Origin of the sequence: Mycobacterium sp. THU-M104 (assembly GCF_049197365.1) — a bacterium.
Taxonomy (GTDB): Bacteria; Actinomycetota; Actinomycetes; order Mycobacteriales; family Mycobacteriaceae; genus Mycobacterium.
In genome coordinates this window covers 1-25,959 of record NZ_JBMIOP010000120.1, presented here as the reverse complement: position 1 = coordinate 25,959, position 25,959 = coordinate 1, and the positions used below count along the sequence as shown (strand labels likewise).

The 25,959-nt window shown below is 66.7% G+C and carries 28 protein-coding genes and 1 pseudogene; 10 read left to right on the top strand and 19 right to left on the bottom strand.

Annotated elements, in window-relative coordinates; all coding sequences use genetic code 11:
• The 6 genes and pseudogenes from ACOJVU_RS10640 to rpfC all read right to left on the bottom strand — a co-directional run bounded on the left by ACOJVU_RS10640 (position 1) and on the right by rpfC (position 3,570).
• Positions 1–468 carry a nuclear transport factor 2 family protein gene (locus tag ACOJVU_RS10640; RefSeq protein ID WP_421529747.1) on the bottom strand — a complete coding sequence of 156 codons (468 nt, stop codon included), beginning with the start codon at positions 466–468 and terminating at the stop codon, positions 1–3.
• Positions 469–498: 30 nt separating this feature from the next.
• A complete protein-coding gene (locus tag ACOJVU_RS10635) occupies positions 499–1,830 on the bottom strand; it encodes a cytochrome P450 (protein WP_421529746.1) in 1,332 nt (443 codons plus the stop codon).
• A gap of 32 nt (positions 1,831–1,862) precedes the next feature.
• Positions 1,863–2,279, bottom strand: a complete 417-nt coding sequence (locus ACOJVU_RS10630; RefSeq protein WP_421529745.1) for a lipoprotein LpqH — start codon at positions 2,277–2,279, stop codon at positions 1,863–1,865.
• 88 nt (positions 2,280–2,367) lie between these two features.
• Positions 2,368–2,562, bottom strand: a pseudogene (locus ACOJVU_RS10625) (short-chain dehydrogenase); the annotation flags it as partial.
• Between the two features lie 38 nt (positions 2,563–2,600).
• Positions 2,601–3,074: an SRPBCC family protein gene (locus tag ACOJVU_RS10620; RefSeq protein ID WP_421529749.1), complete on the bottom strand. Its 474-nt coding sequence runs from the start codon at positions 3,072–3,074 to the stop codon at positions 2,601–2,603.
• A 43-nt stretch (positions 3,075–3,117) separates the two neighbouring features.
• Positions 3,118–3,570, bottom strand: coding sequence for a resuscitation-promoting factor RpfC (rpfC, locus tag ACOJVU_RS10615; RefSeq protein ID WP_421529744.1), 453 nt, complete (start codon positions 3,568–3,570; stop codon positions 3,118–3,120).
• A 276-nt stretch (positions 3,571–3,846) separates the two neighbouring features.
• On the opposite strand from rpfC, the gene ACOJVU_RS10610 reads away from it, so the two are divergent.
• Entirely contained in the window at positions 3,847–3,981 is a 135-nt protein-coding gene (locus ACOJVU_RS10610) for a hypothetical protein (RefSeq protein ID WP_421529743.1), read from the top strand.
• A 344-nt stretch (positions 3,982–4,325) separates the two neighbouring features.
• Here ACOJVU_RS10610 and ag85B read toward each other — a convergent pair whose 3' ends face one another.
• On the bottom strand, positions 4,326–5,318 hold the full coding sequence (gene ag85B / locus ACOJVU_RS10605; protein ID WP_421529742.1) for a diacylglycerol acyltransferase/mycolyltransferase Ag85B: 993 nt from the start codon (positions 5,316–5,318) through the stop codon (positions 4,326–4,328).
• A gap of 540 nt (positions 5,319–5,858) precedes the next feature.
• Here ag85B and ACOJVU_RS10600 point away from each other — a divergent pair.
• Complete coding sequence (locus tag ACOJVU_RS10600; protein ID WP_421529741.1) at positions 5,859–6,962, top strand: DUF7159 family protein; 1,104 nt, start codon at positions 5,859–5,861, stop codon at positions 6,960–6,962.
• Between the two features lie 9 nt (positions 6,963–6,971).
• On the opposite strand, the gene ACOJVU_RS10595 is transcribed toward ACOJVU_RS10600, so the two are convergent.
• The 3 genes from ACOJVU_RS10595 to ACOJVU_RS10585 are packed head-to-tail and all read right to left on the bottom strand — an operon-like array spanning position 6,972 to position 9,843.
• A complete protein-coding gene (locus tag ACOJVU_RS10595) occupies positions 6,972–7,520 on the bottom strand; it encodes a YceI family protein (RefSeq protein ID WP_421529740.1) in 549 nt (182 codons plus the stop codon).
• Between the two features lie 13 nt (positions 7,521–7,533).
• Entirely contained in the window at positions 7,534–8,547 is a 1,014-nt protein-coding gene (locus tag ACOJVU_RS10590) for an alcohol dehydrogenase catalytic domain-containing protein (protein ID WP_421529739.1), read from the bottom strand.
• 9 nt (positions 8,548–8,556) lie between these two features.
• Positions 8,557–9,843, bottom strand: a complete 1,287-nt coding sequence (locus ACOJVU_RS10585) for a cytochrome P450 (protein ID WP_421529738.1) — start codon at positions 9,841–9,843, stop codon at positions 8,557–8,559.
• 282 nt (positions 9,844–10,125) lie between these two features.
• Between ACOJVU_RS10585 and ACOJVU_RS10580 the strand changes: the two genes are divergently transcribed.
• Both ACOJVU_RS10580 and ACOJVU_RS10575 read left to right on the top strand, forming a co-directional pair.
• The gene (locus tag ACOJVU_RS10580; protein ID WP_421529737.1) at positions 10,126–10,530 is read left to right on the top strand and encodes a hypothetical protein; all 405 of its coding nucleotides are present in this window, start codon (positions 10,126–10,128) and stop codon (positions 10,528–10,530) included.
• A gap of 101 nt (positions 10,531–10,631) precedes the next feature.
• Positions 10,632–10,853, top strand: coding sequence for a hypothetical protein (locus ACOJVU_RS10575; RefSeq protein WP_421529736.1), 222 nt, complete (start codon positions 10,632–10,634; stop codon positions 10,851–10,853).
• Positions 10,854–10,969: 116 nt separating this feature from the next.
• On the opposite strand, the gene ACOJVU_RS10570 is transcribed toward ACOJVU_RS10575, so the two are convergent.
• A complete protein-coding gene (locus tag ACOJVU_RS10570) occupies positions 10,970–12,100 on the bottom strand; it encodes a nitronate monooxygenase (RefSeq protein ID WP_421529735.1) in 1,131 nt (376 codons plus the stop codon).
• 318 nt (positions 12,101–12,418) lie between these two features.
• On the opposite strand from ACOJVU_RS10570, the gene ACOJVU_RS10565 reads away from it, so the two are divergent.
• Together ACOJVU_RS10565 and ACOJVU_RS10560 are read left to right on the top strand one after the other, a co-directional pair.
• Positions 12,419–14,194 (top strand): flavin-containing monooxygenase, encoded by a 1,776-nt coding sequence (locus tag ACOJVU_RS10565; RefSeq protein ID WP_421529734.1) that lies wholly within the window; start codon positions 12,419–12,421, stop codon positions 14,192–14,194.
• Positions 14,182–15,207, top strand: a complete 1,026-nt coding sequence (locus ACOJVU_RS10560; RefSeq protein WP_421529733.1) for a zinc-binding dehydrogenase — start codon at positions 14,182–14,184, stop codon at positions 15,205–15,207. The genes ACOJVU_RS10565 and ACOJVU_RS10560 overlap by 13 nt, the downstream gene beginning before the upstream one ends.
• A gap of 78 nt (positions 15,208–15,285) precedes the next feature.
• On the opposite strand, the gene ACOJVU_RS10555 is transcribed toward ACOJVU_RS10560, so the two are convergent.
• Together ACOJVU_RS10555 and dtd are read right to left on the bottom strand one after the other, a co-directional pair.
• Positions 15,286–16,212, bottom strand: a complete 927-nt coding sequence (locus tag ACOJVU_RS10555) for a class I SAM-dependent methyltransferase (RefSeq protein WP_421529748.1) — start codon at positions 16,210–16,212, stop codon at positions 15,286–15,288.
• Between the two features lie 40 nt (positions 16,213–16,252).
• Complete coding sequence (gene dtd / locus ACOJVU_RS10550; RefSeq protein WP_421529732.1) at positions 16,253–16,684, bottom strand: D-aminoacyl-tRNA deacylase; 432 nt, start codon at positions 16,682–16,684, stop codon at positions 16,253–16,255.
• A 40-nt stretch (positions 16,685–16,724) separates the two neighbouring features.
• Here dtd and ACOJVU_RS10545 point away from each other — a divergent pair, with 40 nt between their 5' ends.
• A complete protein-coding gene (locus tag ACOJVU_RS10545; protein WP_421529731.1) occupies positions 16,725–17,030 on the top strand; it encodes an MTH1187 family thiamine-binding protein in 306 nt (101 codons plus the stop codon).
• 36 nt (positions 17,031–17,066) lie between these two features.
• On the opposite strand, the gene ACOJVU_RS10540 is transcribed toward ACOJVU_RS10545, so the two are convergent.
• Positions 17,067–17,249, bottom strand: coding sequence for a hypothetical protein (locus tag ACOJVU_RS10540; protein ID WP_421529730.1), 183 nt, complete (start codon positions 17,247–17,249; stop codon positions 17,067–17,069).
• Between the two features lie 528 nt (positions 17,250–17,777).
• On the opposite strand from ACOJVU_RS10540, the gene ACOJVU_RS10535 reads away from it, so the two are divergent.
• Together ACOJVU_RS10535 and ACOJVU_RS10530 are read left to right on the top strand one after the other, a co-directional pair.
• Positions 17,778–18,104, top strand: a complete 327-nt coding sequence (locus ACOJVU_RS10535) for a hypothetical protein (protein ID WP_421529729.1) — start codon at positions 17,778–17,780, stop codon at positions 18,102–18,104.
• Positions 18,095–19,396, top strand: a complete 1,302-nt coding sequence (locus ACOJVU_RS10530; RefSeq protein ID WP_421529728.1) for a competence/damage-inducible protein A — start codon at positions 18,095–18,097, stop codon at positions 19,394–19,396. Before ACOJVU_RS10535 ends, ACOJVU_RS10530 begins: the two co-directional genes overlap by 10 nt.
• Here ACOJVU_RS10530 and ACOJVU_RS10525 read toward each other — a convergent pair.
• On the bottom strand, positions 19,377–20,636 hold the full coding sequence (locus ACOJVU_RS10525) for an MFS transporter (RefSeq protein ID WP_421529727.1): 1,260 nt from the start codon (positions 20,634–20,636) through the stop codon (positions 19,377–19,379). The genes ACOJVU_RS10530 and ACOJVU_RS10525 overlap by 20 nt on opposite strands.
• 181 nt (positions 20,637–20,817) lie before the next feature.
• Between ACOJVU_RS10525 and ACOJVU_RS10520 the strand changes: the two genes are divergently transcribed.
• Entirely contained in the window at positions 20,818–21,219 is a 402-nt protein-coding gene (locus tag ACOJVU_RS10520) for a phage holin family protein (RefSeq protein WP_421529726.1), read from the top strand.
• A 2-nt stretch (positions 21,220–21,221) separates the two neighbouring features.
• On the opposite strand, the gene ACOJVU_RS10515 is transcribed toward ACOJVU_RS10520, so the two are convergent.
• From ACOJVU_RS10515 to ACOJVU_RS10500, 4 genes are all read right to left on the bottom strand, one after another.
• Positions 21,222–22,178 carry an FAD-dependent oxidoreductase gene (locus ACOJVU_RS10515; RefSeq protein ID WP_421529725.1) on the bottom strand — a complete coding sequence of 319 codons (957 nt, stop codon included), beginning with the start codon at positions 22,176–22,178 and terminating at the stop codon, positions 21,222–21,224.
• Positions 22,179–22,193: 15 nt separating this feature from the next.
• Positions 22,194–22,643, bottom strand: coding sequence for a hypothetical protein (locus tag ACOJVU_RS10510; protein WP_421529724.1), 450 nt, complete (start codon positions 22,641–22,643; stop codon positions 22,194–22,196).
• An 89-nt stretch (positions 22,644–22,732) separates the two neighbouring features.
• Positions 22,733–24,916: a catalase/peroxidase HPI gene (gene katG, locus ACOJVU_RS10505; protein ID WP_421529723.1), complete on the bottom strand. Its 2,184-nt coding sequence runs from the start codon at positions 24,914–24,916 to the stop codon at positions 22,733–22,735.
• A gap of 222 nt (positions 24,917–25,138) precedes the next feature.
• Positions 25,139–25,768 carry a nitroreductase family protein gene (locus ACOJVU_RS10500; RefSeq protein ID WP_421529722.1) on the bottom strand — a complete coding sequence of 210 codons (630 nt, stop codon included), beginning with the start codon at positions 25,766–25,768 and terminating at the stop codon, positions 25,139–25,141.
• Positions 25,769–25,959: the final 191 nt, after the last annotated feature.

Here is a 25,959-nt window from a genome sequence, read left to right as displayed (position 1 = left end):
TCAGACCAACGCGCTCGCATCGAAAACCCAGCTCACATCCGCGTTCGCCAGGTTCTCGAAGTGGTTCGGGGGAGCGAAAGCCACCAGGGAGTTCATGTCCCAATAGTCTTTCCAGACCGTGATTTTGCCGTCCACCACCTTGTGCACCGTGACGAACCGCAGTACTCCCTGCTCTCCCGTCGCGAAAGTCCACGTCTCCGAATGCTCGTAGAGGACATCAGAACCGTCGAACACCAGCACGCCGTCGTGGTTCTCGTAGCCGGCCAGCGGCTCGAGCCCCATCTTCAGCCGCTTCACGATGTCGTCGGGGCCGCGGGCAGCCAGCGCGGGGACCGGCATGTCAACATAAAGGCAGTCGTCGGATAAAAAAATCTTGACCGCGTCCCAGTCCCGCCGCGAAAGTGCTTGCCATAGAGCGAGGACGGTATCCCGCACGGCGCTCGTAGCGTTGATTGTCACAGGGCTCATCACACCCGCTCGCGGGAGGGGTGTCAACGACTAGTTGCCGGCCCCGGCCATCGAGCGTGCCGGGCCCAGGGACACCGGCAGCGTCGACCAACCCCGAAGCACCCGCGTGTCGCGCCTGCTGCCGATGCCCGCGGCCCGCGCGTCGGGGAAGCGCTCGAAGAACGTCCGCAACCCGACCTCGCCCTCGGCGCGCGCCAGGGCGGCGCCAAGGCAGAAGTGCCGGCCGCCGGAGAATGCGAGATGCTTTCCCGCATTGGGTCGCTGAACGTCGAAGCGGTGCGGGTCGGTGAAGACCGCGGGATCGCGGTTGGCCGCGGCCAGGTAGATGACGACCAGATCGCCGCGGGTGATCGGCGTTCCCGCCACTGTGACGTCGTCGAGCGCCACCCGCGCGGTGAGTTGCACCGGGGAGTCCAGACGCAGAATCTCTTCGACGGCGTTGGGCCACAGATCCGGTTGCCGCCGCAACGTGTCGAGCTGCCGCGGCGCGTCCAGCAGCATCCGAATGCCGTTGCCCAGCAGGTTGACCGTCGTCTCGAACCCGGCCGCCAGCACCAGTCCGGCGATCGCCTGAAGTTCTTTTTCGCTCAAATACATTTCAGCAGAACCACGTTCGGCCATCTGGATCAGCTGGCTCATCAAGTTGTCGCTCGGCGTGCGCCGCAGCTCCCGCAGGTGTCCGGTGAGCCAGCAGTGGAATCCCGCAATGCCTTCCTGCACGCTTCGGTACCGCCGCCAGGGCAATCCGATGTCCAGGCTCGGCGCCGCGAGTTCACCGAACGCCAAGACGCGGCGCCGTTCCTGCTCTGGCACGCCCAGGACGTCGCTGATGATGGCGACCGGGAGTTGCGAACAATACCGTCCGACGACGTCGACCACCCCGGACGTCCCGGGTTCGCGGGCCAACTGGTCCAGCAGACCGGCGGCCGTCTGTTCGACGCGGTCACGCAGGGCCGCGACTGCCCTGGACGTGAACACCGCCGACACACTCTTGCGGTAACGGGTGTGGTCCGGCGGCTCGACGGCCAGCAACGACGGTGCGCGCAGCGGGTGCAGTAGGTCGTCGCGGGTGCGACGCTCCAGCCACCGCAGTGGTCCCGGCAGATTCGACCCCATGGTGACCACTCGGAAGTCGTCGGACCGTAGCAGCTCGTGCGCCAGCGAGTGGTCGGTGGTCAGATAGTTGACGCGCCCTTTCACCAGGGGCCCCACCGCACGCAGCTCGTCATAGAACGGAACAGGATTCGCGGTCACCGACGGGTCGGCGATCAGCCTCGCCGGCAAGTCGCCGCGCCGAGCTGCGATCGCCGCGGCGCCCCGGACGAATCCGTGCATCGCGAGCCAGTGCAGTCTTTCCTTCATCTGACCAGCCTAGGCCGTATCTGTTGAAGGCCTCAGCACTTGGCGGTGATCGTGAAGCCCGTCGTCACCACCTTGTTGGGGTTGCTGCTGTTCATGCCGTAGGCGTTGCCGCTGATGGTGTACGCGTCGTTGGTGACCTCGGCGTGCGCCTCTCCTACGCCACCTTTCCAGTAGCTGCCGGTGAAACCGTCGATGTCGCGGATCTTCACCCACTGGGGGACGGCCCGGTACCCGCTGAGCAGCACGACGGCCTCGACATGGCCGCCCCGGTCGCTGATGTCGATGGCCCGGTATGCCTGCTCCTGGCTGCAGGTCGGGGGACGCGTCTCATGGGCGGAGCCGTCGATGGTCAGATGGGCGGCCTTGCGCGGCATGCTCTGGGGCTGGGTGCACCCCGCGACACTGGCCGCCACCACGACACCGGCGACCGCGATCAACGGGTTACGCACGATTTCACCTCCATTACTGCCGCTCGGGCATCAGCGCAGGCAGGGACTTACGGATACGACGCGGCGATGCGCCCCGGCGTCGTATCCGTAAGTCCTCGAACCAGCCGGTCTCGCCGACGCCGGCGTTGTTCCACATCATGTCCAGACCTCGTTCGCGCTCCGGTGTCGCCAGGCCGTCGCCGTTGCGGTCCACGGCGCCGACGCGCCAGCCTGTGGTGCAAAACAGGCTGGCCCCCTCGCGGCCCACGCCGCTGCCCGCTCCGGTGATGAACACCGACCTCATGGTGGCGGGCATGCGAGCCTTCCGGTGCCGGGTCTTGGTCAGCCTGCCTCGACCACGTCTTTCATGCGGTTCAGCGTCTTGGTCATATCACGGATGTTGCGCCGCTTGCGTAGGAAGCCGCCGAAGAGCCAATAGACGGCAAGCAGCGGCGAGGAATTCAGCCGAAAAGACTCGGTGACATCGGTGCCACCGGCGCTGGGCGCCAGCCGGTAGTGCCAGTTGTTGACCGCCCTGTTGCCGACGAGCACCGCAAATCCGAATTCGCGGCCGGGTTCGCAGGCGGTGACCTTGCACGTCGTCCAATACACCGGACCGATCTCGTTTCGCCGGACGTGGCCACGGAATGTGGCACCCAGTGCCGGGCCGGTGGCACCGCCCAGCCATTGGGCCTCGAAGACCTCCGGGGAGAACTTCCCGACGTTGCGCACGTCCGCGATCACGTCCCAGATCTTGCTCGCGGGCGCACTCATGTGAACCGTCGCAGAACCTTCCATGGCCCGATCCAAACACAGCTTCGCGCTTGCTCATAGGCCTCGGTGACCCAGCGCCGGGATGCTAGTGCGGCGCGGCGAGTTGGATCAGCCCGTTGATGATCTGCTTGATTCCCTGTGCAGGGTGCGAATACCACCCGATCGGCAGGCCCGATTCGGCGCCGCACTTCGGCCAGGGATCCAAGCCTTCCTCGGAGAACACCCGGTTGGCCACCGCGATCTGCTCCTCCCGGGACGCGGCCGCCGGGTTGCCCACACCGCCGTAACGGGCCCAGGTGCCCGGCTTGAACTGCAGTCCGCCGAATTCACCGTTTCCGGTGTCGATGTGCCAGTTGCCGCCGGACTCGCACTGCGCGATCGCGTCCCAGTTGGGCGCTGGGGGTGCGGCGTCGGCCACACCGGGGGGAGAAGTCAGCGCGGCAGCGACTAACCCACCGACCGCCATGGTCTTGATGAGGGGTTGGCAGGGTTTCCTCATATCCGAAATTTCGGCGGGCGTGTCCAAAGCGTTACCCATTCGAAAATGGCGCGAGATATGCCTTCTATCAGCGGAAATGCCCCTACCAACAGGCCAAATCTGAATTTTAGAATTCGGTGAGGAAAAATTAAATTATCGCTGGCGACAGTACTGGGCAGCCAACGGCGGGCCGCTCGACGTACCGGATCGGCCCACGTTGATTGGCCTGTCCCCAGACGAACTCACCCAAGTCCCATGCGCCAGATTGCCCGCGACCGAAACCCCACGGGTCAGGGGAGACCAGCGCGATGGCTGCGCCCAGCGCAGGCTCGCGCGTTGACCGTTGCCACGCTCGCAGCTTCGCTGCTGCCGGGCGGCGTCTTCCTGGCGGTCGATCGGCTGCACACCACGCCCGCCGATATTCTCGCCCATCCTGGCGATCCGATCGGCGATGAGAAGACCCGGGCATAGGTGATCGATGCCGCCCGACAGATCGTCACCGTCGCACAGCTGAACACCTCGTCGGCCCGAGAATCTCTCGGCCAACGATCACGCCCTCGCCACGAGGCTGTCCACGGACGGCGCCACGGCGGTCATCTATCGCCAGAACGAGGACCCGAGTCTGGGCATCGTCAGGGTCTACGGTCCATGCCGGAACATCAACGATCACACCGGCGACGCGAGCGCGTGGACGGACGTCACCGACGAGTTCGCGAAGACGCGTTGATGTGACGCTCCGGCGACGGGAGCCTCACAACGCGATTGCGCCCGACGGAATCGCCGGGCGCAATCGCGGAACGTCAGCAGAGCAGAAGTTATTCGCCGCCGCCGGGGGTGGCTCCCAGGGTGCTCTGCAGATCTGGCTTCATCGCGTTGAGCTGGGCGCCCCAGTACTCCCAGCTGTGCGTACCGTTCTGGTCGAAATTGAACACGGCGTTGTGGCCGCCGGCCGCGTTGTAGGCATCCTGGAACTTCAGGTTGCTGCTCCGCACGAAGTTCTCCAGGAACTCGGCGGGCATGTTGGCGCCACCCAGCTCGGACGGCGTGCCGTTACCGCAGTAGACCCACAACCGGGTGTTGTTGGCCACCAGCTGCGGAATCTGGACGGTGGGGTCATTGCGCTGCCAGGCCGGGTCGCTTGAGGGTCCCCACATGTCGTCGGCCTTGTAACCGCCGGCGTCACCCATGGCCAAGCCGATCAGACTCGGGCCCATCCCGCTGGAGGGATCCAGCAGCGCCGAGAGCGATCCGGCGTAGATGAACTGCTTGGGGTGGTAGACAGCCAAGATCATCGCCGAGGAGCCCGACATCGAGATGCCGACCGCAGCGCTGCCGGTGGACTTGACGCTCCGGTTGGACGCCAGCCACTGCGGCAGTTCGCTGGTCAGGAAGGTCTCCCATTTGTAGGTCTTGCAGCCGTCGTGACCGCAGGCGGGCTGGTACCAGTTGGTGTAGAAGCTGGACTGCCCTCCGACGGGCATGATCACCGACAGCCCCGACTTGTAGTACCACTCGAACGCGGGGGTGTTGATGTCCCAGCCGTTGTAGTCGTCCTGAGCCCGCAGCCCGTCGAGCAGGTACACAGCCGGGGAACCGTTTCCACCGCTCTGGAACTGGACCTTGATGTCGCGGCCCATCGATGGCGACGGCACCTCGAGATACTCGACGGGCAGACCCGGACGCGAGAACGCCCCCGCAGTCGCCGAGCCCCCGGCAAGACAGATGAGGCCGGGCAGCACGCTCGCCGCCGCCGCACCGACGACCAGCCGGCGCCCCCAAGTGCGGATCTTGTCGCTCACCTCTGTCATACCTGCCCCTTAGTCGTATGTCGTCGCGTGTCTTCGCTGGAATTTACCGTGGTTAGAGGCCGAATGTCGATCAGGACGCGAACTCGTCTCAATTGTGTTTCGCCGTCCGCACCGCATCGTGGCTGCCCTGGGAGGACTTCGCGCAGGCGGCGCCCGGCTCCGGTACGGCAAAAATGCAGGTAGGCGATCTTCGGCGCGTGCAGTATTCGGCCGGCCGGGTCCCGACGCGGCGCCGACATCCATTTTCGCGTCCGGGCCATTCGTGTCCGGGTTCGCGGTGCGAAAACGCCGGGGAAGCGACCACCCGCTGGGGACAGGGCACCCCTCGCCGGTCCGCTGGCCGTCGTCTGTGAGTTGGGCGCGGGATTGCGGACCGCAGCACGTAAAGCTGCATCGAACGCGTAGGCTCTCACCGAACACGCCGATAGAGGTCACGCTTTCCCGGCCCGTTCCGGCCCTCACGGGCCACCGCACCGACGGTTGCATGGTGCGCGACGGTGCGGCTGAGGGCATCGGCGGTCACATGATTGAGGTGCAAATTTGGATACGGTACTGGGGTTATCGGTGACGTCGACCTCCGTCGGGTGGGTACTCGCGGAAGGGCACGACGCCGACGGCACCATCGTGGACCACCGTGAGATGCCGCTGGAACCCGGCGGCGGGGTTCGCGCTGTGAGCACCGCCCAGCAGGTGACCGAGGAAGTCATGCGGGTCGAGGCCATGGCGGCCGAAAACGACCAGCGAGTGCGGATCATCGGTGTGACGTGGACCGACGATGCCACCGCGCAGGCCGCGCTGCTGATGGAGGCGTTGACCGACGCGGGTTTCGACAACATCGTGCCGATTCGGTTGCTGGATGCCGTCGAGACGCTGGCTCGAGCCATCGCACTGGTGATCGGGTTCGAGCAGACGGCGGTCTGCATCGTCGAACACACATTCGCCACCGTCGTCATGGTTCACATGCACAACGGCGCGACACAGACTGCCGTCAAGCACGTCAGCGGCGGCTTCGAGGGGCTGACGTCATGGCTGACCGGGATGTTCGAACGCAATGGTTGGCGTCCCGGAGGAGTGGTCGTCGCCGGCGCGGACAGCGACATCAACGATTTCTCTTGGGAGCTGGACCAGGCCCTACCGGTGCCGGTTTTCGCGCAGAACATGGTTCAGGTGACCGTCGCCCGGGGCGCGGCGCTGACCGCCGCGCAAACCACCGATTTCACCGACGAGCAATTGGTGGTGGGCGCGCCCGAGCCGGCACCAGTGCCCCCGCGCCCCCGGCAGTTGTCGTATGCCGGCGCAGTGGCCGCACTGGCCGCCGGCGCGGTCACGTTCGTCGCGTCGCTGTCGCTGGCCGTGGGCATCGAAATCGCCCCGAAGGGCGACGCCACCCCGGCAAAGCACGCGGCACACGCCCCGGCGCCCCAGGTGGCCCGGGCCGTCGCACCGGCGGTGGCACCGCCCCGAGAGGTCGCGCCGTCCGCCCCCGAACCCGCAGCACCCGTCGTCGCGGAGCCGACACGGCCCCGTGCGCCCGAGGACCGGCCACCGCCCCCCGATGCCCGCCAGCCCTACCTGGCCAGGGTGCTCGAGCACATCCCGGGCGACGCCGGCGGCTCTGCGCCGGGCGCCGCTGAACAGCCGTGACCTGGTGACTCAACGCTCCTTGGCGTGAACTGCGGTGAACGACAACGTCACGTCGTCGGCAACCTGCATCGACCCCATGAGCAGGGAATAGGGCCTGACACCATGGTCGGATTGTCGTACGACGGTGTGCGCCGACATCTGCCACGTGTCACCGAGATCCTCTGTCCGCAAGTCGGCCGCGTGCTCCCGCGATTTCCCCCGAATGTGCAGTTTCCCGCTGAGTCGATACCCGTGTTCGGTTGCGCTGATCCTGTCGGAGACGAAGCGGATGTCGGGGAAGCGGCCGGCGTCCAGCGACTTCAACGCGTTCGAGCGCGCCAAGGCTTTCTCCGGGCCGGACAACCCCTTGACACCGCCCTCGCCGCGTAGCACCTCGAGCGAATTCGTCTCGACCACCAGCTCCACGCCCGCCGGCTCGGCGCCGGCCCAGGTCACCAAGGCGCGCCAACGGGTCATGACGATCGTGAGACGGTGGCCCATTCGTGCAGCCCGGCCGGTGACTTCGGTGTGAACGAGCAGCTCACCGTCGGACGCGTCCAAAGCCCAGGTGCCTGTCACAGACCGACCCTACTCACATGGTGAGCACGGTGCGGTAGTGCGCGCGTCCCTCCTCCAACGCCGCGTAGCCTTCCGCGGCTTGCGCCAGCGGCAGTTCCTCGACCCACGCGCGGACGCCGGACAATACGGCGAAATTCATGGTCTCCTCGACATCTTTGGCGGTGCCCGAGGGGTGCCCGACGATGCTGAGGCCAGGGGTGATCAGCTGGACGGGACTGATGGGCAGGGGCTCAGGAGTCACGCCCACCGCGACCAGTTCGCCCCGGGGCGACAAACCGCCCACGGTGTCGGCCATGGCCTGCGAGTTTCCGGCGGTGGCCAGGACGACCGAAGCCCCGCCCAGAGCCCGCATCGCCGCGGCCACGTCCCCGCCTGTCGCGTCGATGTAGTGATGGGCCCCCAACTTCCGGGCATCCTCGGCTTTGGCGGTGCCGCGGTTGATCGCGATGGTCTCGAAACCCATCGCCCGGGCGAACTGGATCCCCAGGTGCCCGAGACCGCCGACACCGAGAATCGCCACCCGGTCACCGGGCACGGCCCGGGTGCTGCGCAACGCATGGTAGGTGGTGACACCGGCACACCCCATCGGGGCGGCCTCCACCGCAGAGAGCTCCGACGGGATACGGGCCAGCGCACTTGCAGGCACCGTCACCGATTCCGCATAGCCACCGGGGAAGTGCCAGCTCGGGACCTTGCCGTTGTCGCAGTGGATGAAAATGCCCTTGCGGCATGGGTCGCAGTGGTAGCAGCACCCGCCGAACCACCCGACCGCGACACGGTCTCCCACCTCGAAATCCTTGACGCCGGAACCAAGTTCGGCGATAGTGCCGGCGATCTCATGTCCCGGTGTGAGGGGCCACGACATGTTCGGGAAGCCGCCCTGGACGAACGCGCGGTCGGTGCCGCAGATGCCACACGCGCTGACCGCCAGACGTACCTCGTCGTGGGCCGGGGGCGACGTCTCGACGTCGGCGAGTTCCAACGCTGCGCCAGCGGACTGTATCCGGACGGCTCGATGAGTAGGCACTGGCTCACCTTAATGCGGGACAGGGCATTTCGACGCCCCGTCAGCGTGGTAGTCGACCTGCCAGTGCTTGATCCCGTTGAGCCAGCCCGACCGCAGGCGTTCGGGTGTGCCGACCGATTCCAGATTCGGCATGACATCGGCGATCGCGTTGAACATCAGGTCGATCGTCATCCGCGCCAGGTTGGCGCCGATGCAGTAGTGCGCGCCGGTGCCACCGAAACCGACGTGTGGATTGGGATCGCGCAGAATGTTGAACGTGAAGGGGTCGTCGAACACGTCCTCGTCGAAATTGGCCGACCGGTAGACCATCACCACCCGCTGACCCTTTGCGATCCGCACGCCCGACAGCTCGTAGTCCTGCAGGGCGGTCCGCTGGAACGACGTGACCGGCGTGGCCCACCGGACGATCTCGTCGGCGGTGGTCGCGGGCCGCTCCCGCTTGTACAACTCCCACTGGTCGGGAAAGTCGGTGAACGCCATCATGCCCTGGGTGATGGAGTTACGGGTGGTTTCGTTGCCGGCGACAGCGAGCAGGATGACGAAGAAGCCGAACTCGTCGTCGGAGAGCTTGTGACCGTCGACGTCGGCCTGAACCAGCTTGGTGACGAGGTCTTCACCCGGATTCTTCGTCCGGTCGGCGGCCATCTGCATGCCGTACATGATCAGTTCGACGGATGCAGTGATCGCGTCGTTGCTGGCGAACTCCGGATCCTGATCGCCGACCATCTCATTGGACCAGTGGAAGAGCTTCTTGCGGTCCTCCTGCGGCACGCCCATGAGCCCGGCGATGGCCTGCAGCGGCAGCTCGCACGACACCTGTTCGACGAAGTCGCCGGAACCCTCGGCCGCAGCGATCTCGACGATGCGCTGGGCGCGCTCGCGGAGTTCCTCGCGGAGGCGCTCGATGGCCCGGGGAGTGAAGGCACGAGAGATGATCTTGCGCAGCCGCGTGTGCTGCGGCGCATCCATGTTGAGCAGGACAAACTTGCCACGCTCAACCTGCTCTTCCACCGTGCCGTCCTTGTAGCGTGGCAGTGCGGTCTTCTGCAGGCTGGAAAAGACGTCGCTGCGCAGCGAGATCTCTTTGACGTCCTTGTGTTTGGAGACCACCCAGAAGCCGCCGTCGTCGAAACCGCCCGTACCGATGGGCTGCTCGTTCCACCAGATCGGCGCGGTCCGCCGCAGCTCGGCCAGTTCTACCACCGGCAGCCGTTCGGCGTGAACGTCGGGATCGGTGAAGTCGAAGCCGGGAGGCAGGTCAGGGACCGGGGTGGCAGTTGGCTCGGCGGTTGGCATGGGGCCCACTCCTCGAAACTAAGTCGTCTAGTCGTCCTTGTGTGCAAATAAACCATTGCCACGGCCTGTTGTGAAGCATCATCGTGATATCGACGCGAAGAACTGCAACGTGTTCAGCGACTGCGAAAGTGTGCGCGAACCGCGTTGCCGTTCACACCCGTCGCGTTGTCCTAGCGAGGCGCCGAACCCGAAACACCTTGAGAAGCGCGACGCGGTCGATATGCTTTGTCCAGTTCATCGGCGGATCGCCGGGAGCGGGTGACACGCAAGCTGAGGTGGAGCATGATTCGCGAACTACTCACCGTCGTTGCGATCAGTGGCGGCGCGGTCGGTCTGGCGCCGTGCGCGGCCGCCGATCAGCATTACGACGGCGACGTGCCGGGCATGAACTACGACGCTTCGCTCGGCGCGCCCTGCGACAACTACGAGCGCTTCATCTTCGGGCGCGGGCCCAGCGGGCAGGCCGAGGCGTGCCATTTCCCCCCGCCCAACCAGTTCCCGGCCGCAACCACCGGCTATTGGGTGACGTCCTACCCGCTGTACGGGGTACAGCAGGCCGGGGCCAAGTGCCCGGGCTCGCAGGCGGCCGCACAGTCGGCGGCGGGGCTTCCCATGTTGTGTCTGGGAGCCCAGGGGTGGCAAGAGGGATGGTTCACCGGGGCGGGATTCTTCCCGCCCGAACCGTGACCGGCTGACCCGTGGACCGCGGCTGGTCCGGCGTCGAATACTGGCAGCTGGCCGCTGCGTCTAAAGTCCTAACAAAGTCCGGCAACCATGAGGAGACTCCGATGGCCTTCAATCCCAGAGAGGCCTTAGGCGCGGCCAGGGACATCGCGACCAACGCGGTCGAGAAGGCGTCCGACATCGTCGAAAACGCCAGCGACATCATCCGCGGCGACATCTCCGGGGGCACCAGCGGCATCGTCCAGAACTCGATCGACATCGGCACATACGCGGTCGACAGGACCAAGGAAATGTTCACCGGCAGCAACGACGACGAGGCTGATTAGACGCATGCCATTGATTCGCTCGACGTGAATGCCTCCGCCGATCATGGCTGATGGGAATAGGAATTCCGCGAAATTCATTCGCAACGAACATGTTCGGCGCACGTCAGCCGGACGGCTCAGAGGGTCGCCGCCTCGTTGAGTTCGTCGAGGCGGTTGGTTGCTTCCAGGTACTCCTGCACCCACCGCTCGATGACGGTCGCGGTTTTCTCCACTTTGGTGAACTGACCGACGACCTGACCGACCGGGTTGAACGCGACGTCCACGCTCTCGTTCGGGTACCTGTTGGTCGCACGCACCGCCATGCCCGAAACCATGTACTGCAGCGGCATGCCGAGGGGCTTCGGGTTGTCCGGCGCCTCCCATGCCTCCGTCCAGTCGTTGCGCAGCATTCGGGCCGGCTTGCCGGTGAACGAACGGCTGCGGACGGTGTCACGGCTACCGGCCTTGACGTAGGCGGCCTGCTGCACCGGGGTGTTGGAGGATTCCTCGACCATCAACCACTGCGAGCCCGTCCATGCACCCTGACAGCCCAGCGCCAGCGCCGCCGCGATCTGCTGGCCGCTGCCGATACCGCCGGCCGCCAGCACCGGCAATGGGGCGACCTCCTTGACCACCTGCGGCCACAACACGATCGAACCCACCTCACCGCAGTGCCCGCCGGCCTCGCCGCCCTGGGCGATGATGATGTCGACGCCCGCATCGGCGTGTTTGCGGGCCTGGGAGGGCGAACCGCACAGCGCCGCCACCTTCAAACCGGCATCATGAATGTGCTTGATCATGTCGGCCGGGGGAGTGCCGAGCGCGTTGGCGATCATCTTCACCTTCGGGTGCTTGAGCGCCACCTCGACCTGGGGTGTGGCGGTTGCCTCGGTCCAACCGAGCAATTGCAGGCTGTCGCCGTCGCTGTCTTCGATCGGCACGCCGTGGTCGGCAAGGATCTTCTTGCCGAAATCCAGGTGTTCTTGGGGCACCATCGTGCGCAGTGTGTCGGCCAATTCCTCGGCCGACAGGTGTGAATCCATGCCCTCGTACTTGTTCGGGATCACGATGTCGACGCCATAGGGGCGCTCGCCGATGTTCTCGTCGATCCAGTTGAGCTCGATCTCCAGCTGCTCGGGCGTGAAGCCGACAGCACCCAGAACGCCGAAACCGCCGGCCTTGCTGACCGCGACCACGACATCGCGGCAGTGGGTAAAAGCGAAGATCGGAAATTCGATACCGAGTTCGTCGCAGATGGAGGTGTGCATACCTACTCCTTGGGCGCCGGGCAGAATTGGAACGTGTTCTACTTTAGTACGGACGCCCGCGAGGCGGCCAGACAGCTGGGGCGCCTCGCAACTACGACCGATCATCGCCAGCTTCCCGCTTGACCGACCTGCATTCCACCGGGCCGGGTCATCGGCCGCGAATCATTGGCATTCGGTCCCGGATCGCCGTAGCACCGCCGGTGAGTGGAGAGCTCCGATCTTGATCCGCCAGCGCGCCCGCGGGTGGCGTGACCCTGCCAATTACGAAACCACTGGTAGCGTAATCTGTTCGCCGCGACCACGAAAGGACTCGGCTCGATGCGCAGCCTCTATGCCGGCCGGCCCTTCGCCACCCCGACCCCGGAAATCGCGGCCGCGCTCGAGGATGTCAGCATCCCGACGCTGCTGCTTTCCCTCGTCCACATCACGGGCGATCCCCGGTTCGTTCGCGACTTCGCGCCGACGGGACTCTTCCTCAACGAGATCCAGGGCTTCATGTCGGAGGAGGACAAGGCCCGCGCCCGCACGGTGGCGCTACCGGTGCTGGCCGCGTATCGGGATGCCGGCTGTCCCGAGCCGAAGCCGCTGAGCCCCGAGCTGATCCGGGAGATGATGGACTGGGCCGCCTGTGAGCACGTCACCGACGAATACCTGCCCCTGATCTCCGAGGAGATGGACCTCGACGGGGTCGATCCCCGCCGCCCGACGGCGCTGCCGAGTGAACGCGCGGCGGAGCTTCCCGTCCTCGTCGTCGACTGCGGGGAATCCGGCATATTAGCCGGGATCCGCCTCAAGCAGGCCGGCATCCCTTTCGCCATCGTGGAGAAGAATGCCGGCCCCGGCGGAACATGGTGGGAAAACAGTTATCCCGGAGCCCGCGGCGCGTGGTGCGTGACGCTGCGCTCTGCGGACGGCCGGACCGAGACGACGCGCGCACGGGCGCTCATCACCGCGGTCGGCCAGCTGAACCGGCCCTGCATCCCGGATTTCGCCGGCGCCGAAACCTTTGCGGGCCCGGCGTTCCACTCCTCGGCCTGGGATCATTCCGTCGACGTGAGCGGTAAGCGGGTCGCGCTGATCGGGGCCGGCGCCAGCGGATTCCAGATCGCGCCCGCGATCGCCGGCAATGTCGGGCACCTGACGGTGTTCCAGCGGACCGCCCAGTGGATGTTTCCCAACCCGATGTATCACGACGAAGTCGGCGACGGGATGTGCTGGGCGATGCGCCACCTGCCGCACTACGGACGGTGGTACCGGTTCCTGGTGCTGTGGCCCGGTGCCGACAAGGGTCTCGACGCGGCGAGCTGCGACGCCGACTACCCCGGCCGGGGCGAGGCGGTCAGCGACATCAACGCTGCGGTCCGGATGATGTTCACCCAGTGGATCACCGGCCAGGTGGGCGACGACGATGAGCTGCTGGCCAAGGTGCTGCCCGACTATCCCGCGTGCGGCAAGCGGACGCTGCAGGACAACGGCAGCTGGCTGCAAACCCTGCGACGCGACAACGTCGGATTGGTGCGCACACCGATCCAGCGGATCACCCCGCGCGGCGTCGTCACCGCCGACGGCGTGACCCACGACGTCGACGTCATCGTCTACGCCACGGGGTTCCGGCACACCGACGTGCTGTGGCCGCTGAAGATCACCGGCCGTAACGGAATCGACCTGCACCAGATGTGGGGCACCCGCCCGTATGCCCACCTCGGCATCACCGTCCCGAACTTCCCCAACCTGTTCATCATCTACGGGCCTGGGACGCATCTGGTCCACGGCGGCAGCCTGATCTTCCAGTCCGAGCTTCAGATGCGCTACGTCAACCGGTGTCTGGAGCATCTGGCGGAGGCGGACTTGCATTCCCTGGAGCCGATTGCCGAGGCGGCCACCGCGTGGCATCAGCGGACCCAAGCCGAGATCCAGAAGATGGTGTGGTCGCACCCCGCGGTCAAACACACCTACTTCAAAAACCCTGACGGCGAGATCCACACCGTCAGCCCATGGCGCCTGCCCGAGTACTGGGCGGCGATCCGCGAGCCCGACTGGTCCCAATTCATCGAGCGGGCAAAGGAAGCGAGCACTCCAGCATGCGAACCGTAGTGATCGACGGGCCGACCAGCATTCGAGTCGATACCCGCCCCGACCCGGCACTTCCCGGCCCCGACGGTGCGATCGTCGAAGTCGCGGCAGCCGGCATCTGCGGTTCCGATCTGCACTTCTATGAGGCTGATTTTCCACTGGCCGAACCGATCCCGCTCGGCCATGAAGCGGTGGGCACCGTCGCCGAGATCGGGCCGCTGGTGCGCACGGTCAAGGTCGGCGATCAGGTGATGGTGTCGTCGGTGGCCGGATGCGGCAACTGTCCCGGCTGCGCCACCCGCGATCCGGTGATGTGCCACTCGGGGTTTCAGATCTTCGGCGGTGGTGTCCTCGCCGGGGCGCAAGCCGATTTTCTCCCCGTGCCGGCCGCCGATTTCCAGCTGCTCAAGATACCCGACGGCATCAACACCGAGCAGGCGTTGCTGCTCACCGACAACCTCGCGACCGGCTGGGCCGCTGCCCAGCGGGCCGACATTCCGCTCGGCGGCAGCGTGGTGGTCATGGGCCTGGGCGCCGTCGGGCTGTGCGCGCTGCGCAGCGCGCTATTCCAAGGAGCTGCAGAGGTTTTCGCTGTCGATCGGGTCGACGGCCGCCTGGCCCGTGCTGCCGGGTGGGGAGCGACGCCGGTTAAGGCACCGGCGGTCGAGGCGATCCTCGCCGCCACAGGTGGGCGCGGGGCCGACGCGGTGATCGACGCCGTCGCCACCGACGCCTCGATGACCGACGCGCTCAACGCGGTCCGGCCCGGCGGTACCGTCTCGGTCGTCGGCGTGCACAACCTGCAGCCGTTCCCGTTGAACGCGCTGGGCTGCCTGGTCCGCAGCATCACGTTGCGCATGACGACGGCGCCGGTGCAGCGGACCTGGCCGGAATTGCTCCCATTGCTGGTCGCCGGTCGCCTGGACGTGAACGGTATCTTCACGACGACGCTGCCACTGGACGAGGCAGCCCGGGGTTATGCGACCGCGGCCGCACGAAACGGCGACGACGTCAAGATCCTGCTGACACCCTAGGGGCGACGACAGGCAGGTCGGTATCGCCCTGAGCTCACGGGGCAGCGTCTGGCCACCGTCACGATCCCGGTCCGGCGCCTATCGTGTCGCCGCGATGTACTGCGACCGCATGAAGCTGTCGATCTTGACATCCACCTCGGGCGGGATCATCCCGTAGAGCGCCTCGAGTTGGAGAGTATTGCGGATCGGCTCGACATTCCAGCCGTGCGCGGCCAGCCAGTCGGCCGGATCGCTCTTGGGTTCATAAGTCAGCGCCGAGAAGTCCACGCTGCCTGACATGTTGACTCCGGGGTGCGCCGCTTCCAAACCTTCCAGCTGGTCGTGGTCCAGCCGCGTGCCCAATGCGCCCACGGCCACCCGGCTGCCCGGCGCGCTGAGCCCACTGATCAGGGTGAACAGCGTGTTCTGGGCATCGTCGGACAGGTAGGGCAGAATACCCTCCACTGACCAGGCGCTGGGCTGTTCCACGTCGAAGCCGGCCGCCTCCAACGGCTTGGACCATTCGCTGCGCAGATCTGCCGCGATCTCGATCCTGCGCGCCTTGGGTGCGGCGCCCCGCTCAGCCAGCACTCGGGACTTGAACTCCAGTACCCTCGGCATGTCGATTTCGAAAACGGTTGTGCCCAATGGCCAATCGAGCCGATATGCTCGCGAATCCAGGCCGGCTGCGATGATCACAGCCTGGCGCACGCTCGCTTGTCCAGCGGAGAGGAAGAAGTCGTCGAAGAACCGGGTCTGGACGCCGTAGAGGCGTGGAAAGGCCGTCTGGTCCTCGGTGGTCCCCGGTTTGGCGAGCACCTCGGCCAGGTAGGGGTCTTGTGCCGCGGCGATGAAGGCCTGCGCATACTCATCGCGGACCAGTGGTTGAGGGCTCGTGGCGTGCACCGCGCGCCAACCGGCGACCAGCAACGCGGTGTAGCCCACGCCGCTGGCGATGTCCCAGTGGTCGTCGTCGGAGCGCAACGACCCGAACTCAGGTGTCGTGCCCAATTCGATCCTCCCCATCGCAGTCCCCGACATCACCAAGGTACCCGCCGCTGCACGGTCAAAACTCGAGAAGCACCGTGACGGGGCCGTCGTTGACCAAACGGACCCGCATGTCCGCGCCGAAGATCCCGGCTTGCACGTGGGCGCCCAACTGCGTCAACGCCTCCGCGAACGCCGCGACCAGGGGTTCAGCGACCGACCCGGGCGCGGCGGCATTCCACGACGGGCGCCGCCCCTTCCCGGTGTCGGCATACAGGGTGAATTGACTGACCACCAGGATCGGCGCGCCGACGTCAGCAGCGGACCGCTCGCCAGCCAGAATCCGCAGTGTCCAGAGCTTTTCGGCCAGACGCCCCGCTTTGTGCGCGTCGTCGCCGTGCGTGACGCCGACGAATGCGAGCAGTCCCTGACCCTCCGGGGAGATGGAAGCCACCAGCCGCCCGTCGACAGCCACCGACGCCGATGAGACCCGCTGCACCAGAATCCGCACGATCCTCGATGCTGCCAGGCCGGCTGGGTAGGCTCGTCAGGTGTCTGTGCTCGTGGCTTTTTCTGTCACCCCGCTGGGTGTGGGCGAGAGTGTCGGTGAAATCGTCGCCCACGCGGTTCAAGTGGTTCGGGATTCCGGGCTGCCGAACAAGACCGATTCGATGTTCACCGTGATCGAAGGCGACACCTGGGAAGAGGTGATGGGCGTCGTGCAGCGCGCGGTGGAGGCCGTTGCTGCCCGCGCCTCGCGGGTCAGCACGGTGATCAAGGTGGACTGGCGCGCTGGGGCCGGCGACGCGATGGCGAGAAAAGTCGCCTCGATCGAGCGACATCTGGCCGACCATTAGCCCCGCACGGCGGTGTTCATCGCCCGCTCGGCCACCTCACGGTGAACGGCGGACATTTCTTTCTCCATTGAGCTCCATTGAGCGGGCGCGTTGGTGGCGCACGCCGTCCCCGCTCACCTGTGCTGGATCTTCCACCGGAAAGACGCTGACGCCGCCGCCGACGTGACGCAGGTCCGTGTTGGCCGCAGTGGCGATGGCGGAGAGTTCGAGTTCGGCCACGTGAGCCCGCAGCACTTCTCACTCGATCATCGGTTGGCGAGTTCGAAGGGCCGCCGACCAGGGGCATGGCGTGGAATTCCGCGCGGGCGGAGAGGCGTTGAACCCCGTCCGTGACGCGGCTTTGTTCTCCGACCGCGGTCAGCGACACTTTCCCCATGAATTCCACTCGGGCGAAGACGCTTCGGCGAACGGCGATCGGGGCCACGGGAGCGGTACTGATCCTCGCGCAGGCAATCTGCGGTGACCACGGCGGTGATCACATAGCCGGGCTGATGGTGCCGAAACCGACGCTGAGGACCGGGATAATGGAACCTCTTGCCGAGGGTTGGCCCACCTCTCTACATCACACCTGCAGACGCGACGGCATCATGCCGCCGACCAGATCCCTGCGCGGCGCCGACCATGGGGATGGTGGTCGGCCCCTCCCGCCGCTTACGCTGGCTGGGCGCATTGCCGAGACAGACCGGCTCTGCAGGAAGGCAGGTGCGTCCGACATGACCAGCGAAACACCCAGCAGCGGCGGGATCGGTGAGTCCGGTGGACGTGCGGGGGCCGGGGGAGCAGGGGGCCAAGGGGGTGCTGGTGGCGCCGGTGGCCGCGGCGGCGACGGTGGCCGCGGCGGCGACGGTGGCCGAGGCGGCGACGGTGGCCGAGGCGGCGACGGTGGCCGAGGCGGCGACGGAGGATTGCCCGGTGCAGGCGGTGCCGGCGGAAACCCGGGTCAGCCCGGACAGCCGGGTCAGCCCGGACAGCCGGGTCAGCCCGGAAATCCGGGCTGAGACCGGCGTTAGCCGAACCCCTGTCCCGCCGGGCCGGAGGGTCCGAAAGACTGCGGCACTAGGCTCGTGCCGGTGAGCGCACGCGCAGGCATCGTTGTCACCGGAACGGAAGTCCTCACCGGCCGAGTCCAGGATGCGAACGGCCCCTGGATCGCCGACCGGCTGCTCGAACTCGGCGTCGAGCTGGCGCACATTACGATCTGTGGCGACCGTCCCACTGATATCGAGGCACAGCTGCGTTTCCTGGCGGACGAGGGTGTGGACCTGATCGTCACCAGCGGCGGGCTGGGGCCCACCGCCGACGACATGACCGTCGAGGTGGTGGCGCGGTTCTGTGGACGCGAATTGGTACTCGACGCCGAGGTCGAGATCAAGATCGCCGGAATCCTCAAAAAGCTGATGGCGCACTTCGATTCGGAAAGCTTCGACGCGGTGCGCGCCGCGAACCGCAAGCAGGCCATGGTTCCGGAAGGGGCCGAAGTGCTCGACCCGGTGGGCACGGCGCCGGGTGTGGTTGTCCCGGGCAAGCCCACGGTCGTCGTGCTTCCGGGTCCGCCGCGCGAGCTTCAGCCGATGTGGCGTAGGGCTATCCAGACCGCTGCGGCACAGGGGGCGATCGTTGGTCGCACCAGATACCGTCAGGAGACCATCCGCATGTTCGGGCTGCCCGAATCGGGTCTGGCCGAGACTTTGCGTGGCGCCGCAGACACCGTCCCCGGTTTCGACCGGCTGGAGATCACCACCTGCCTGCGCCGGGGGGAGATCGAGATGGTGACCCGCTACGAGCCGGACGCCGAAGACGACTACGCGACGCTGACCCGGCTGCTCCGCGACAAGCACGGCGACCAGATCTATTCCGAGGACGGCTCCACCGTGGACGACCAGGTAGCCCGGCTGCTCGCCGGTCACCGGATCGCGACGGCAGAATCCTGTACTGCAGGGCTGCTCGCGGCACGGCTGACCGACCGGCCGGGCTCGTCCGACTACGTGATGGGCGGCGTGGTGAGCTACTCCAACGAGGCGAAAGAGAGCCTGTTGGGCGTCGATCCAGCGCTGATCGAAGAACACGGGGCGGTGTCCGAACCGGTCTCCGAGGCGATGGCGCACGGGGCGCTGGGACGCTTCGGCGCCGACACCGCCGTCGCGATCACCGGGATCGCCGGCCCGGGCGGGGGCACGGGGCAAAAGCCGGTCGGGACGGTGTGCTTCACCGTGATGCTCTCCGACGGCCGGACAGACACCCGGACGCTGCGGCTGCCCGGAAACCGATCCGACATCCGCGACCGCGCGACGACGGTGGCCATGCACCTGCTGCGGCGCATGCTGGGTGACTGCGCAGCTCGGCTGGTCACGCTTCCGCCGGGCTGAAGGCGCTTTCGCCGGTCCCGAACCGGATTCCGGTGGCGTCCTTACCGATCAGCGTCAGCACCATGACCGCGATGAACACCGGCAGGATTGTCGCCGCCAACGCGAAAGGATAGCCGCGCGACTCGGCCAGGCGTTCCTGGATGGGCAAGTTGAACGCCGCCAGCAGGTTACCCAGTTGATACGTCACGCCGGGGTAGAGGCCGCGGATGGCATCCGGCGACAGCTCGGTCAGGTGCGCCGGTATCACCCCCCAGGCGCCCTGGACGCAGACCTGCATCAGGAACGCGCCGAGGCACAGCATGGCCGCTGTATGCGAGTAGGCGAACAGCGGCACGATCGGCAGGCCGAGCAGCGCGCAGAACACCACGGTGTAGCGGCGGCCGAACCGCTGCGAGAGCGTGCCGAAGACCAGCCCCCCGATGATGGCGCCGACGTTGTAGATCACCACGATCCACTTGACGGTGACACTGGACAGCCCGGCGCCGTGGTTGGCAGTCGCACCGAGGAAGGTGGGGTAGACGTCCTGGGTGCCGTGACTCATGTAGTTGAAGGCGGTCATCAGCAACACCAGATAAAGGAAGCGGCGGATGACCGCCTTCTCGCGCAGCACGTCGCGGATCTTGGTGCTGGTGAGCCGCAACTGGTCCTGGGCGGCTTCCCAGACCTCGGATTCCTCCACCCGGTAGCGCACGATCAGGCTGACCAGTGCGGGGACGATGCTCAGGGCGAACATCCAGCGCCACGACAGACCCAGCAGGTTCATCACCACTAGCGAGGCCAGGCCGGCCAGTAGGTAACCGAATGCGTAGCCCTCCTGCAGCAGCCCGGAGAAGAAGCCCCGCCGTTCGGTGGGCACCTTCTCCATGGCAAGTGCAGCGCCCAGGCCCCATTCGCCGCCCATCCCGATGCCATAGAGCAGCCGCAGGATCACCAGGACGGTGAAGTTGGGCGCGAACGCGCACAGGAACCCGGCCACCGAGTAGAACACCACGTCCACCATCAGCGGCAGTCGGCGTCCTACGCGGTCGGCCCAGAGCCCGAAGAGCAGTGCGCCCACCGGACGCATGACCAGGGTGGCCGTCGTGACCAGCGCGACCTCGGCTTTGCTGCGGTGGAACGTTGTCGCGATGTCGGCGTAGACGAACACGACGATGAAATAGTCAAAGGCGTCCATGGTCCATCCCAGCAACGCCGCGATGAAAGAGTTCCGCTGATCGCGGGTGATCCGTTGTGTTGTCACGTGAGCATCGTGCAGTACCCGGCGCGGCGGGGCGAGAGTATGTTGCCGCAGTGCGTCAAATCCAGCGCCGACAGGGGCGGTTTGACGTCGCGGGCCGCAGCTCCGGGCGCGGCGCGCAGCGCTTCTGGAATCTGACCTGAACGCGCTCACACCGCTGCCCTCGGTGGCAAGATCTTGCGGCATGGGTCCTTTTTTGCTGCGCGCCGCCCTGACCGGATTCGCGCTGTGGGTGGTCACCCTGTTCGTACACGGAATGAGCTTCATCGGCGGTGACACCTGGCTGGAGCGGGTGGGCATCGTCTTCGTCGTCGCTGTGGTCTTCGGTCTGGTCAACGCTTTCGTCAAACCCGTCGTCCAGATCTTGTCGATCCCGCTGTACATCGTGACCCTCGGGCTTTTCCATGTGGTCGTCAACGCGCTGATGCTGTGGATCACCGCATGGATCACCAGGCACACCACGCACTGGGGGCTGCAGATCGACCACTTCTGGTGGACCGCGATCTGGGCGGCGATCGTGCTGTCGCTCGTGGGTTGGGCGCTCTCGCTGGCAGTTCGCGACGTCAGCCGACGCACCCGCGCCTGAGCTCAAGCAGCGCCGACAAGGGCCACCACGTCGCGCGCACAACCCCAGGACAGGGTCACGCCGTTGCTACTGTGCCCGTAGTTGTGGATGCACCGCGCGGTCCCCAGCGGCTCGGCCTCCACTCGCACCGACGGACGGTCCGGACGTAGCCCGGTGATCGTCTCGATCACGTCGGTGTCGCGCAGTCGCGGCTCGACGTGGCGGCACCGCCGCAGGATTCGCTCGCTCACTGCGGGGTCTGCGGTGGTGTCCCAGCGATCGGGGATGCTGATGCCACCGCAGACCACGCGCTGCGGGTGGGGAAAAAAGCAGGTCCATTCCGGCCCGCGGTCGATCTCCAGGAACAGTTGCCGAAGGCCGGGATTGCTGAGGATGACGTGCTGGCCGAACAGCGGCCGCACCGTGTCGTCGCCCGCCAGTGCCCCGGCGCCCAGGCCCGCGCAGTTGACCACGATCGGTGCGATGTCGGCGACCTCAGCCAGCGAGCAGACCGAGCGGGCCTCGATCTCGCAGCCCGCCGCAGCCAATCGCCGGAACAGATAGTCGAGGTAGTGCGGCATGTCGATCATCGGCACGGTCGCGCGGAACGCGGTGTCGAATCCGTCGGGAATCTCGGCGGGCTCGGCCGCGCGCAAATCGGGGATCAATCCGGCCGCCGACGACATCGCGTCGCGCACGTCGCCGGCGGCCAACGCCGGCGCCATTTGCACCCCGGTGCCGGGCTCCCCGGCCAGTTCGCGAAACACCCGCAGCGAGTGTTCGCACCACTCCAACGTCTTGGTGGCACGTTGGGCCCGCCGCGGGGGAGCCCACACCGCGCCCGCCACCGCCGACGTCGTCTGCTGCGGCATCGCGGCCGACCACACCCGCACCGGCCAGCCGGCTTCGGCCAGACAGACGGCAGACGTCAGCCCGCTGACGCCGGCTCCGACCACGACGACCTGTGGGGCACTGGTCACGTCAACGGTGCCTGACTAGTGGGGAGCGTTGCCGCCGAGCAGCCCGTTGAGGATGCCCAACTGGGCTCCCGCGATCTGGGGCGGCACCTCCGCGGGCGGGCTGGCGTCCGGGGTCAGTTGCCAGGGCTGGCAGCCGCTGGTCTTGAACGACTTGTCCGTCGCGTCGATACGGACCACCTGCGGCTTTTTCGTCAGGGCATTGTCGAGGAGGTTGCCGTCGGGGTTGCCCGTCCGCTTCCAGTAGCACGTCCCGTCCCCGGCCGGCCCGCCGGAGCTGTAGATGCCCGGCACGATGTCGGAGCCCACCGCGTAGGTGCCGTCCTTGTCGATGGTCGTCTTTGGTGCGGGCGGGGGCGTCGGCTCCGGGTCGGCGCCCGCAGCGCCGGCACTGGCGACCCAGCCCGCAAGCAGCAGCCCCGAAGCGCCGAACAGTGCCGCGACCCGTGCGTTCGACTTCGACCCCATAGCAGTGCAGCTTACCTGCGCGAGCGACCGGGTGGCGTCCCTCGGCTCAGTTGCAGGACGCCCGCACGCCCAGCACCGGCGGAGTGGGTCTAGCGCAGGTCGAAGCGGTCCAAATTCATCACCTTGTCCCACGCGGTGATGAAGTCCCGCACGAACTTGTGCTGCCCGTCGGCCGCGCCATAGACCTCGGCCAGGGCGCGCAGCTCAGAGTTGGAGCCGAAGACCAGATCTGCCGCGGTCGCCGTCCACGTGAGCTCACCGCTCGCGCGGTCGCATCCCTCGTAGACGTTCTCGGCCGACTCCGAAACCTTCCACTCGTACTTCATGTCGAGCAGATTGACGAAAAAGCCGCTGGTCAGCGTCCCCGGCCGGTCGGTGAACACGCCATGCTTGGACCCTCCGACGTTGGCGCCCAGGGATCGCATGCCCCCGACGAGCACCGTCATCTCCGGCGGCGTCAGCGTCAACATGAAGGCCCGGTCCACCAACAGGTTTTCCGCCGGGAGTTTCTCGCCGGCCCGGTGGTAGTTACGGAACCCGTCGGCCCGCGGCTCGAGCACCGAGAACGACTCGGCGTCGGTCTGCTCCGCGGAGGCGTCGGTGCGGCCCGGCGCAAACGGCACCGTGACGTCGTGGCCGGCGTTCTTGGCCGCCTGCTCGACCGCCGCGCATCCGCCCAGAACGATCAGGTCGGCCAGCGAAACCTTCTTCCCGCTCGACTGAGACGTGTTGAAATCCTGCTGGACGCGCTCGAGCGCCTGCAGCACCCCGGCCAGCTGGGCCGGCTCGTTGACCTCCCAATCCTTTTGCGGCGCAAGGCGGATACGTGCCCCGTTGGCGCCACCGCGTTTGTCCGTGCCGCGGAAGCTGGCCGCCGAGGACCACGCGGTGAAAACCAGCTCCCGGATCGAAGGCCCCGAATCGAGGACCTTGGCCTTGAGCGCGGCGATGTCGTCGGTGTCGATCAGCGGGTGGTCGACGTCGGGGACCGGGTCCTGCCACAGCTGCGGCTCGGGGATGTACGGCCCCAGGTAGCGCGAGACCGGTCCCATGTCGCGGTGCAGCAGCTTGTACCACGCCTTGCCGAATTCCTCTTCCAGCTCTTCGGGATGGTCCAGCCAGCGCCGGGTGATCTTCTCGTAGACAGGGTCCACCCGCATCGACAGATCCGTGGTGAGCATCGTCGGGTTGCGTTTCAATGACGGGTCTTCGGGATCGGGGATGGTGCCCGCGCCGGCACCTTCCTTGGGCGTCCATTGCCAGCAGTCCGCCGGGCTCTTGGTCAGCTCCCATTCGTAGCCGTACAGGAGTTCCACGAAGGTGTTGTCCCACTTGGTCGGGGTGGGCGTCCACACGACTTCCAGGCCGCTGCCCATCGTGTCGCGGCCCATGCCCGAGCCGAACGAACTCTTCCACCCGATCCCCTGCTGCTCGATCGGACACCCCTCGGGTTCCGGTCCGACCAGGTCGGAGCGCCCGGCCCCGTGACACTTGCCGACGGTGTGACCACCGACGATCAATGCCGCGGTCTCCACGTCGTTCATCGCCATGCGCGCGAACGTCTCACGGATGTCCTTGGCCGCCGCCAGCGGATCCGGTTGTCCGTTGGGGCCCTCCGGGTTCACGTAGATGAGGCCCATCTGGGTGGCGCCGAACGGGTTGGCCAGTTCGCGGTCGCCGCTGTACCGCTCGTCTCCGAGCCAGGTCTCCTCCGATCCCCAGTAGACCTCGTCGGGCTCCCAGATGTCCTCGCGCCCGAACCCGAAGCCGAACGTTGTGAATCCCACGGCCTCATAGGCGCAGTTACCGGCGAAGACGATCAGGTCGGCCCAGGAGATTTTGCGTCCGTACTTCTGCTTGACCGGCCACAGCAACCGGCGCGCCCGGTCGAGAAGCACGTTGTCGGGCCAGCTGTTCAGCGGGGCGTAGCGCTGGGCGCCCTTGCCGCCGCCGCCGCGCCCATCGGCGATGCGATACGTGCCCGCGGCATGCCAGCTCATCCTGATGAAGAGCGGCCCGTAGTGGCCGTAGTCGGCCGGCCACCAGTCCTGAGAGTCTGTCATGACGGCGATGAGGTCTTTCTTGAGGGCCTCGACGTCGAGCGTCCTGAATGCCTCGGCGTAGTCGAAGTCCTTGCCCATGGGGTTGGACTGCGGCGAATTCCGGCGCAAGACACCCAGATCCGGCTGGTTCGGCCACCAGTCCTGGTTCCGCTGCGGTCGACGTGTATGCAGAGTCGGGGAGGGAATGGCTGGGTTTTCGCTTTCGGACACGTCGGCCCTTCCTCGGTGCGCACCGCTGCGTAGAGCGTGGCGGTGCCGGCGTGCAGGTTCGCATTCACCGCCGCCAGAACCGCGACCCGCGATCGGGTCGCCCGCAGGTCGGCCAGACGCAAGCGATGCGTGCGGTCCGACGTCGACGACACGCAGACAGAATGCTCTCGCTTGCCGGAATCGGTCAAGACTTGAGGTCGGTCCGATTCGCGGCGCGTAGCGTCAACTTTCTCCCCAGTTGTCCCAGAAGGTGAAGCTCTTCGCAGAAGTCCTTGTTGCAGAGCGGAATTCGGTGCCGACCGTGTAGGCCACGGGGAACAGCGCAGCCTGCGTGACCGCGGCCGGGATGCCCAGCAGTTCGGCGATTCGTCGTTCCTGCGCCAGATGCATCGTCGTCCACACAGATCCCAGTCCGCATGACCGTAGCGCGAGCAGGAAGCTCCAGCCGGCCGGCATGATCGACGCCCACGCCGAGGCGGCCGTCAGCAGGTCGCTGCCGTCGAAGCGCCGCTGCAGGCACGGGATGACGTGCACGGGAACCTGCGCCAGAATCTCGGTCAGGCCCAGCGCACTGCGGTAGGCCCGCCGCGTCTGCGGGTCGGGCGCGGTCGCGACGGCCTGCGCGAGGTACTCGGAGCTGATGCCGCGGTATGTCTCGGCGATCGCGGCGCGCTTGTCGGCATCGGTGATCGCCAGCCAATGCCAGTCCTGCGCGTTGCTTGCCGTGGGCGTCTGCATCGCCAGGCGCACGCATTCGAGGATCACGTCCCGAGCGACGGGCCGACTGAGGTCGAGGCGTTTGCGCACCGCGCGCGTGGTGGTCAGCACTTTGTCGACCGAAGCGATGTCCATGGCATCCTTCCCGCCGGGCGGTGGGCGAAGTTCTGCCCGGCGCAGACCGCTACCAGGGCGAGCAAACCAGATGGCCGGCCCGGCTGTCTAGGTTTCGGCGTGCCTCACCTACTTTGAGCGCGTGGCCGGTGGTGGTGCCTCAGCTATTTTGAGCGCGTAGCGCGGAAGGCTTGCCCGATATGGAGGGCAAG

What these genes read in the sequence shown, in the direction of transcription:
- ACOJVU_RS10580 (WP_421529737.1), top strand. Translation starts at nt 10,126, where the DNA reads ATGATTCGCGAACTACTCACCGTCGTTGCGATCAGTGGCGGCGCGGTC.
- ACOJVU_RS10575 (WP_421529736.1), top strand. Translation starts at nt 10,632, where the DNA reads ATGGCCTTCAATCCCAGAGAGGCCTTAGGCGCGGCCAGGGACATCGCG.
- ACOJVU_RS10520 (WP_421529726.1), top strand. Translation starts at nt 20,818, where the DNA reads ATGGGTCCTTTTTTGCTGCGCGCCGCCCTGACCGGATTCGCGCTGTGG.
- ACOJVU_RS10565 (WP_421529734.1), top strand. Translation starts at nt 12,419, where the DNA reads ATGCGCAGCCTCTATGCCGGCCGGCCCTTCGCCACCCCGACCCCGGAA.
- ACOJVU_RS10640 (WP_421529747.1), bottom strand. Translation starts at nt 468, where the DNA reads ATGAGCCCTGTGACAATCAACGCTACGAGCGCCGTGCGGGATACCGTC.
- ag85B (WP_421529742.1), bottom strand. Translation starts at nt 5,318, where the DNA reads ATGACAGAGGTGAGCGACAAGATCCGCACTTGGGGGCGCCGGCTGGTC.
- rpfC (WP_421529744.1), bottom strand. Translation starts at nt 3,570, where the DNA reads ATGGGTAACGCTTTGGACACGCCCGCCGAAATTTCGGATATGAGGAAA.
- ACOJVU_RS10635 (WP_421529746.1), bottom strand. Translation starts at nt 1,830, where the DNA reads ATGAAGGAAAGACTGCACTGGCTCGCGATGCACGGATTCGTCCGGGGC.
- ACOJVU_RS10555 (WP_421529748.1), bottom strand. Translation starts at nt 16,212, where the DNA reads ATGGGGAGGATCGAATTGGGCACGACACCTGAGTTCGGGTCGTTGCGC.
- ACOJVU_RS10560 (WP_421529733.1), top strand. Translation starts at nt 14,182, where the DNA reads ATGCGAACCGTAGTGATCGACGGGCCGACCAGCATTCGAGTCGATACC.
- ACOJVU_RS10570 (WP_421529735.1), bottom strand. Translation starts at nt 12,100, where the DNA reads ATGCACACCTCCATCTGCGACGAACTCGGTATCGAATTTCCGATCTTC.
- ACOJVU_RS10585 (WP_421529738.1), bottom strand. Translation starts at nt 9,843, where the DNA reads ATGCCAACCGCCGAGCCAACTGCCACCCCGGTCCCTGACCTGCCTCCC.
- ACOJVU_RS10510 (WP_421529724.1), bottom strand. Translation starts at nt 22,643, where the DNA reads ATGGGGTCGAAGTCGAACGCACGGGTCGCGGCACTGTTCGGCGCTTCG.
- ACOJVU_RS10500 (WP_421529722.1), bottom strand. Translation starts at nt 25,768, where the DNA reads ATGGACATCGCTTCGGTCGACAAAGTGCTGACCACCACGCGCGCGGTG.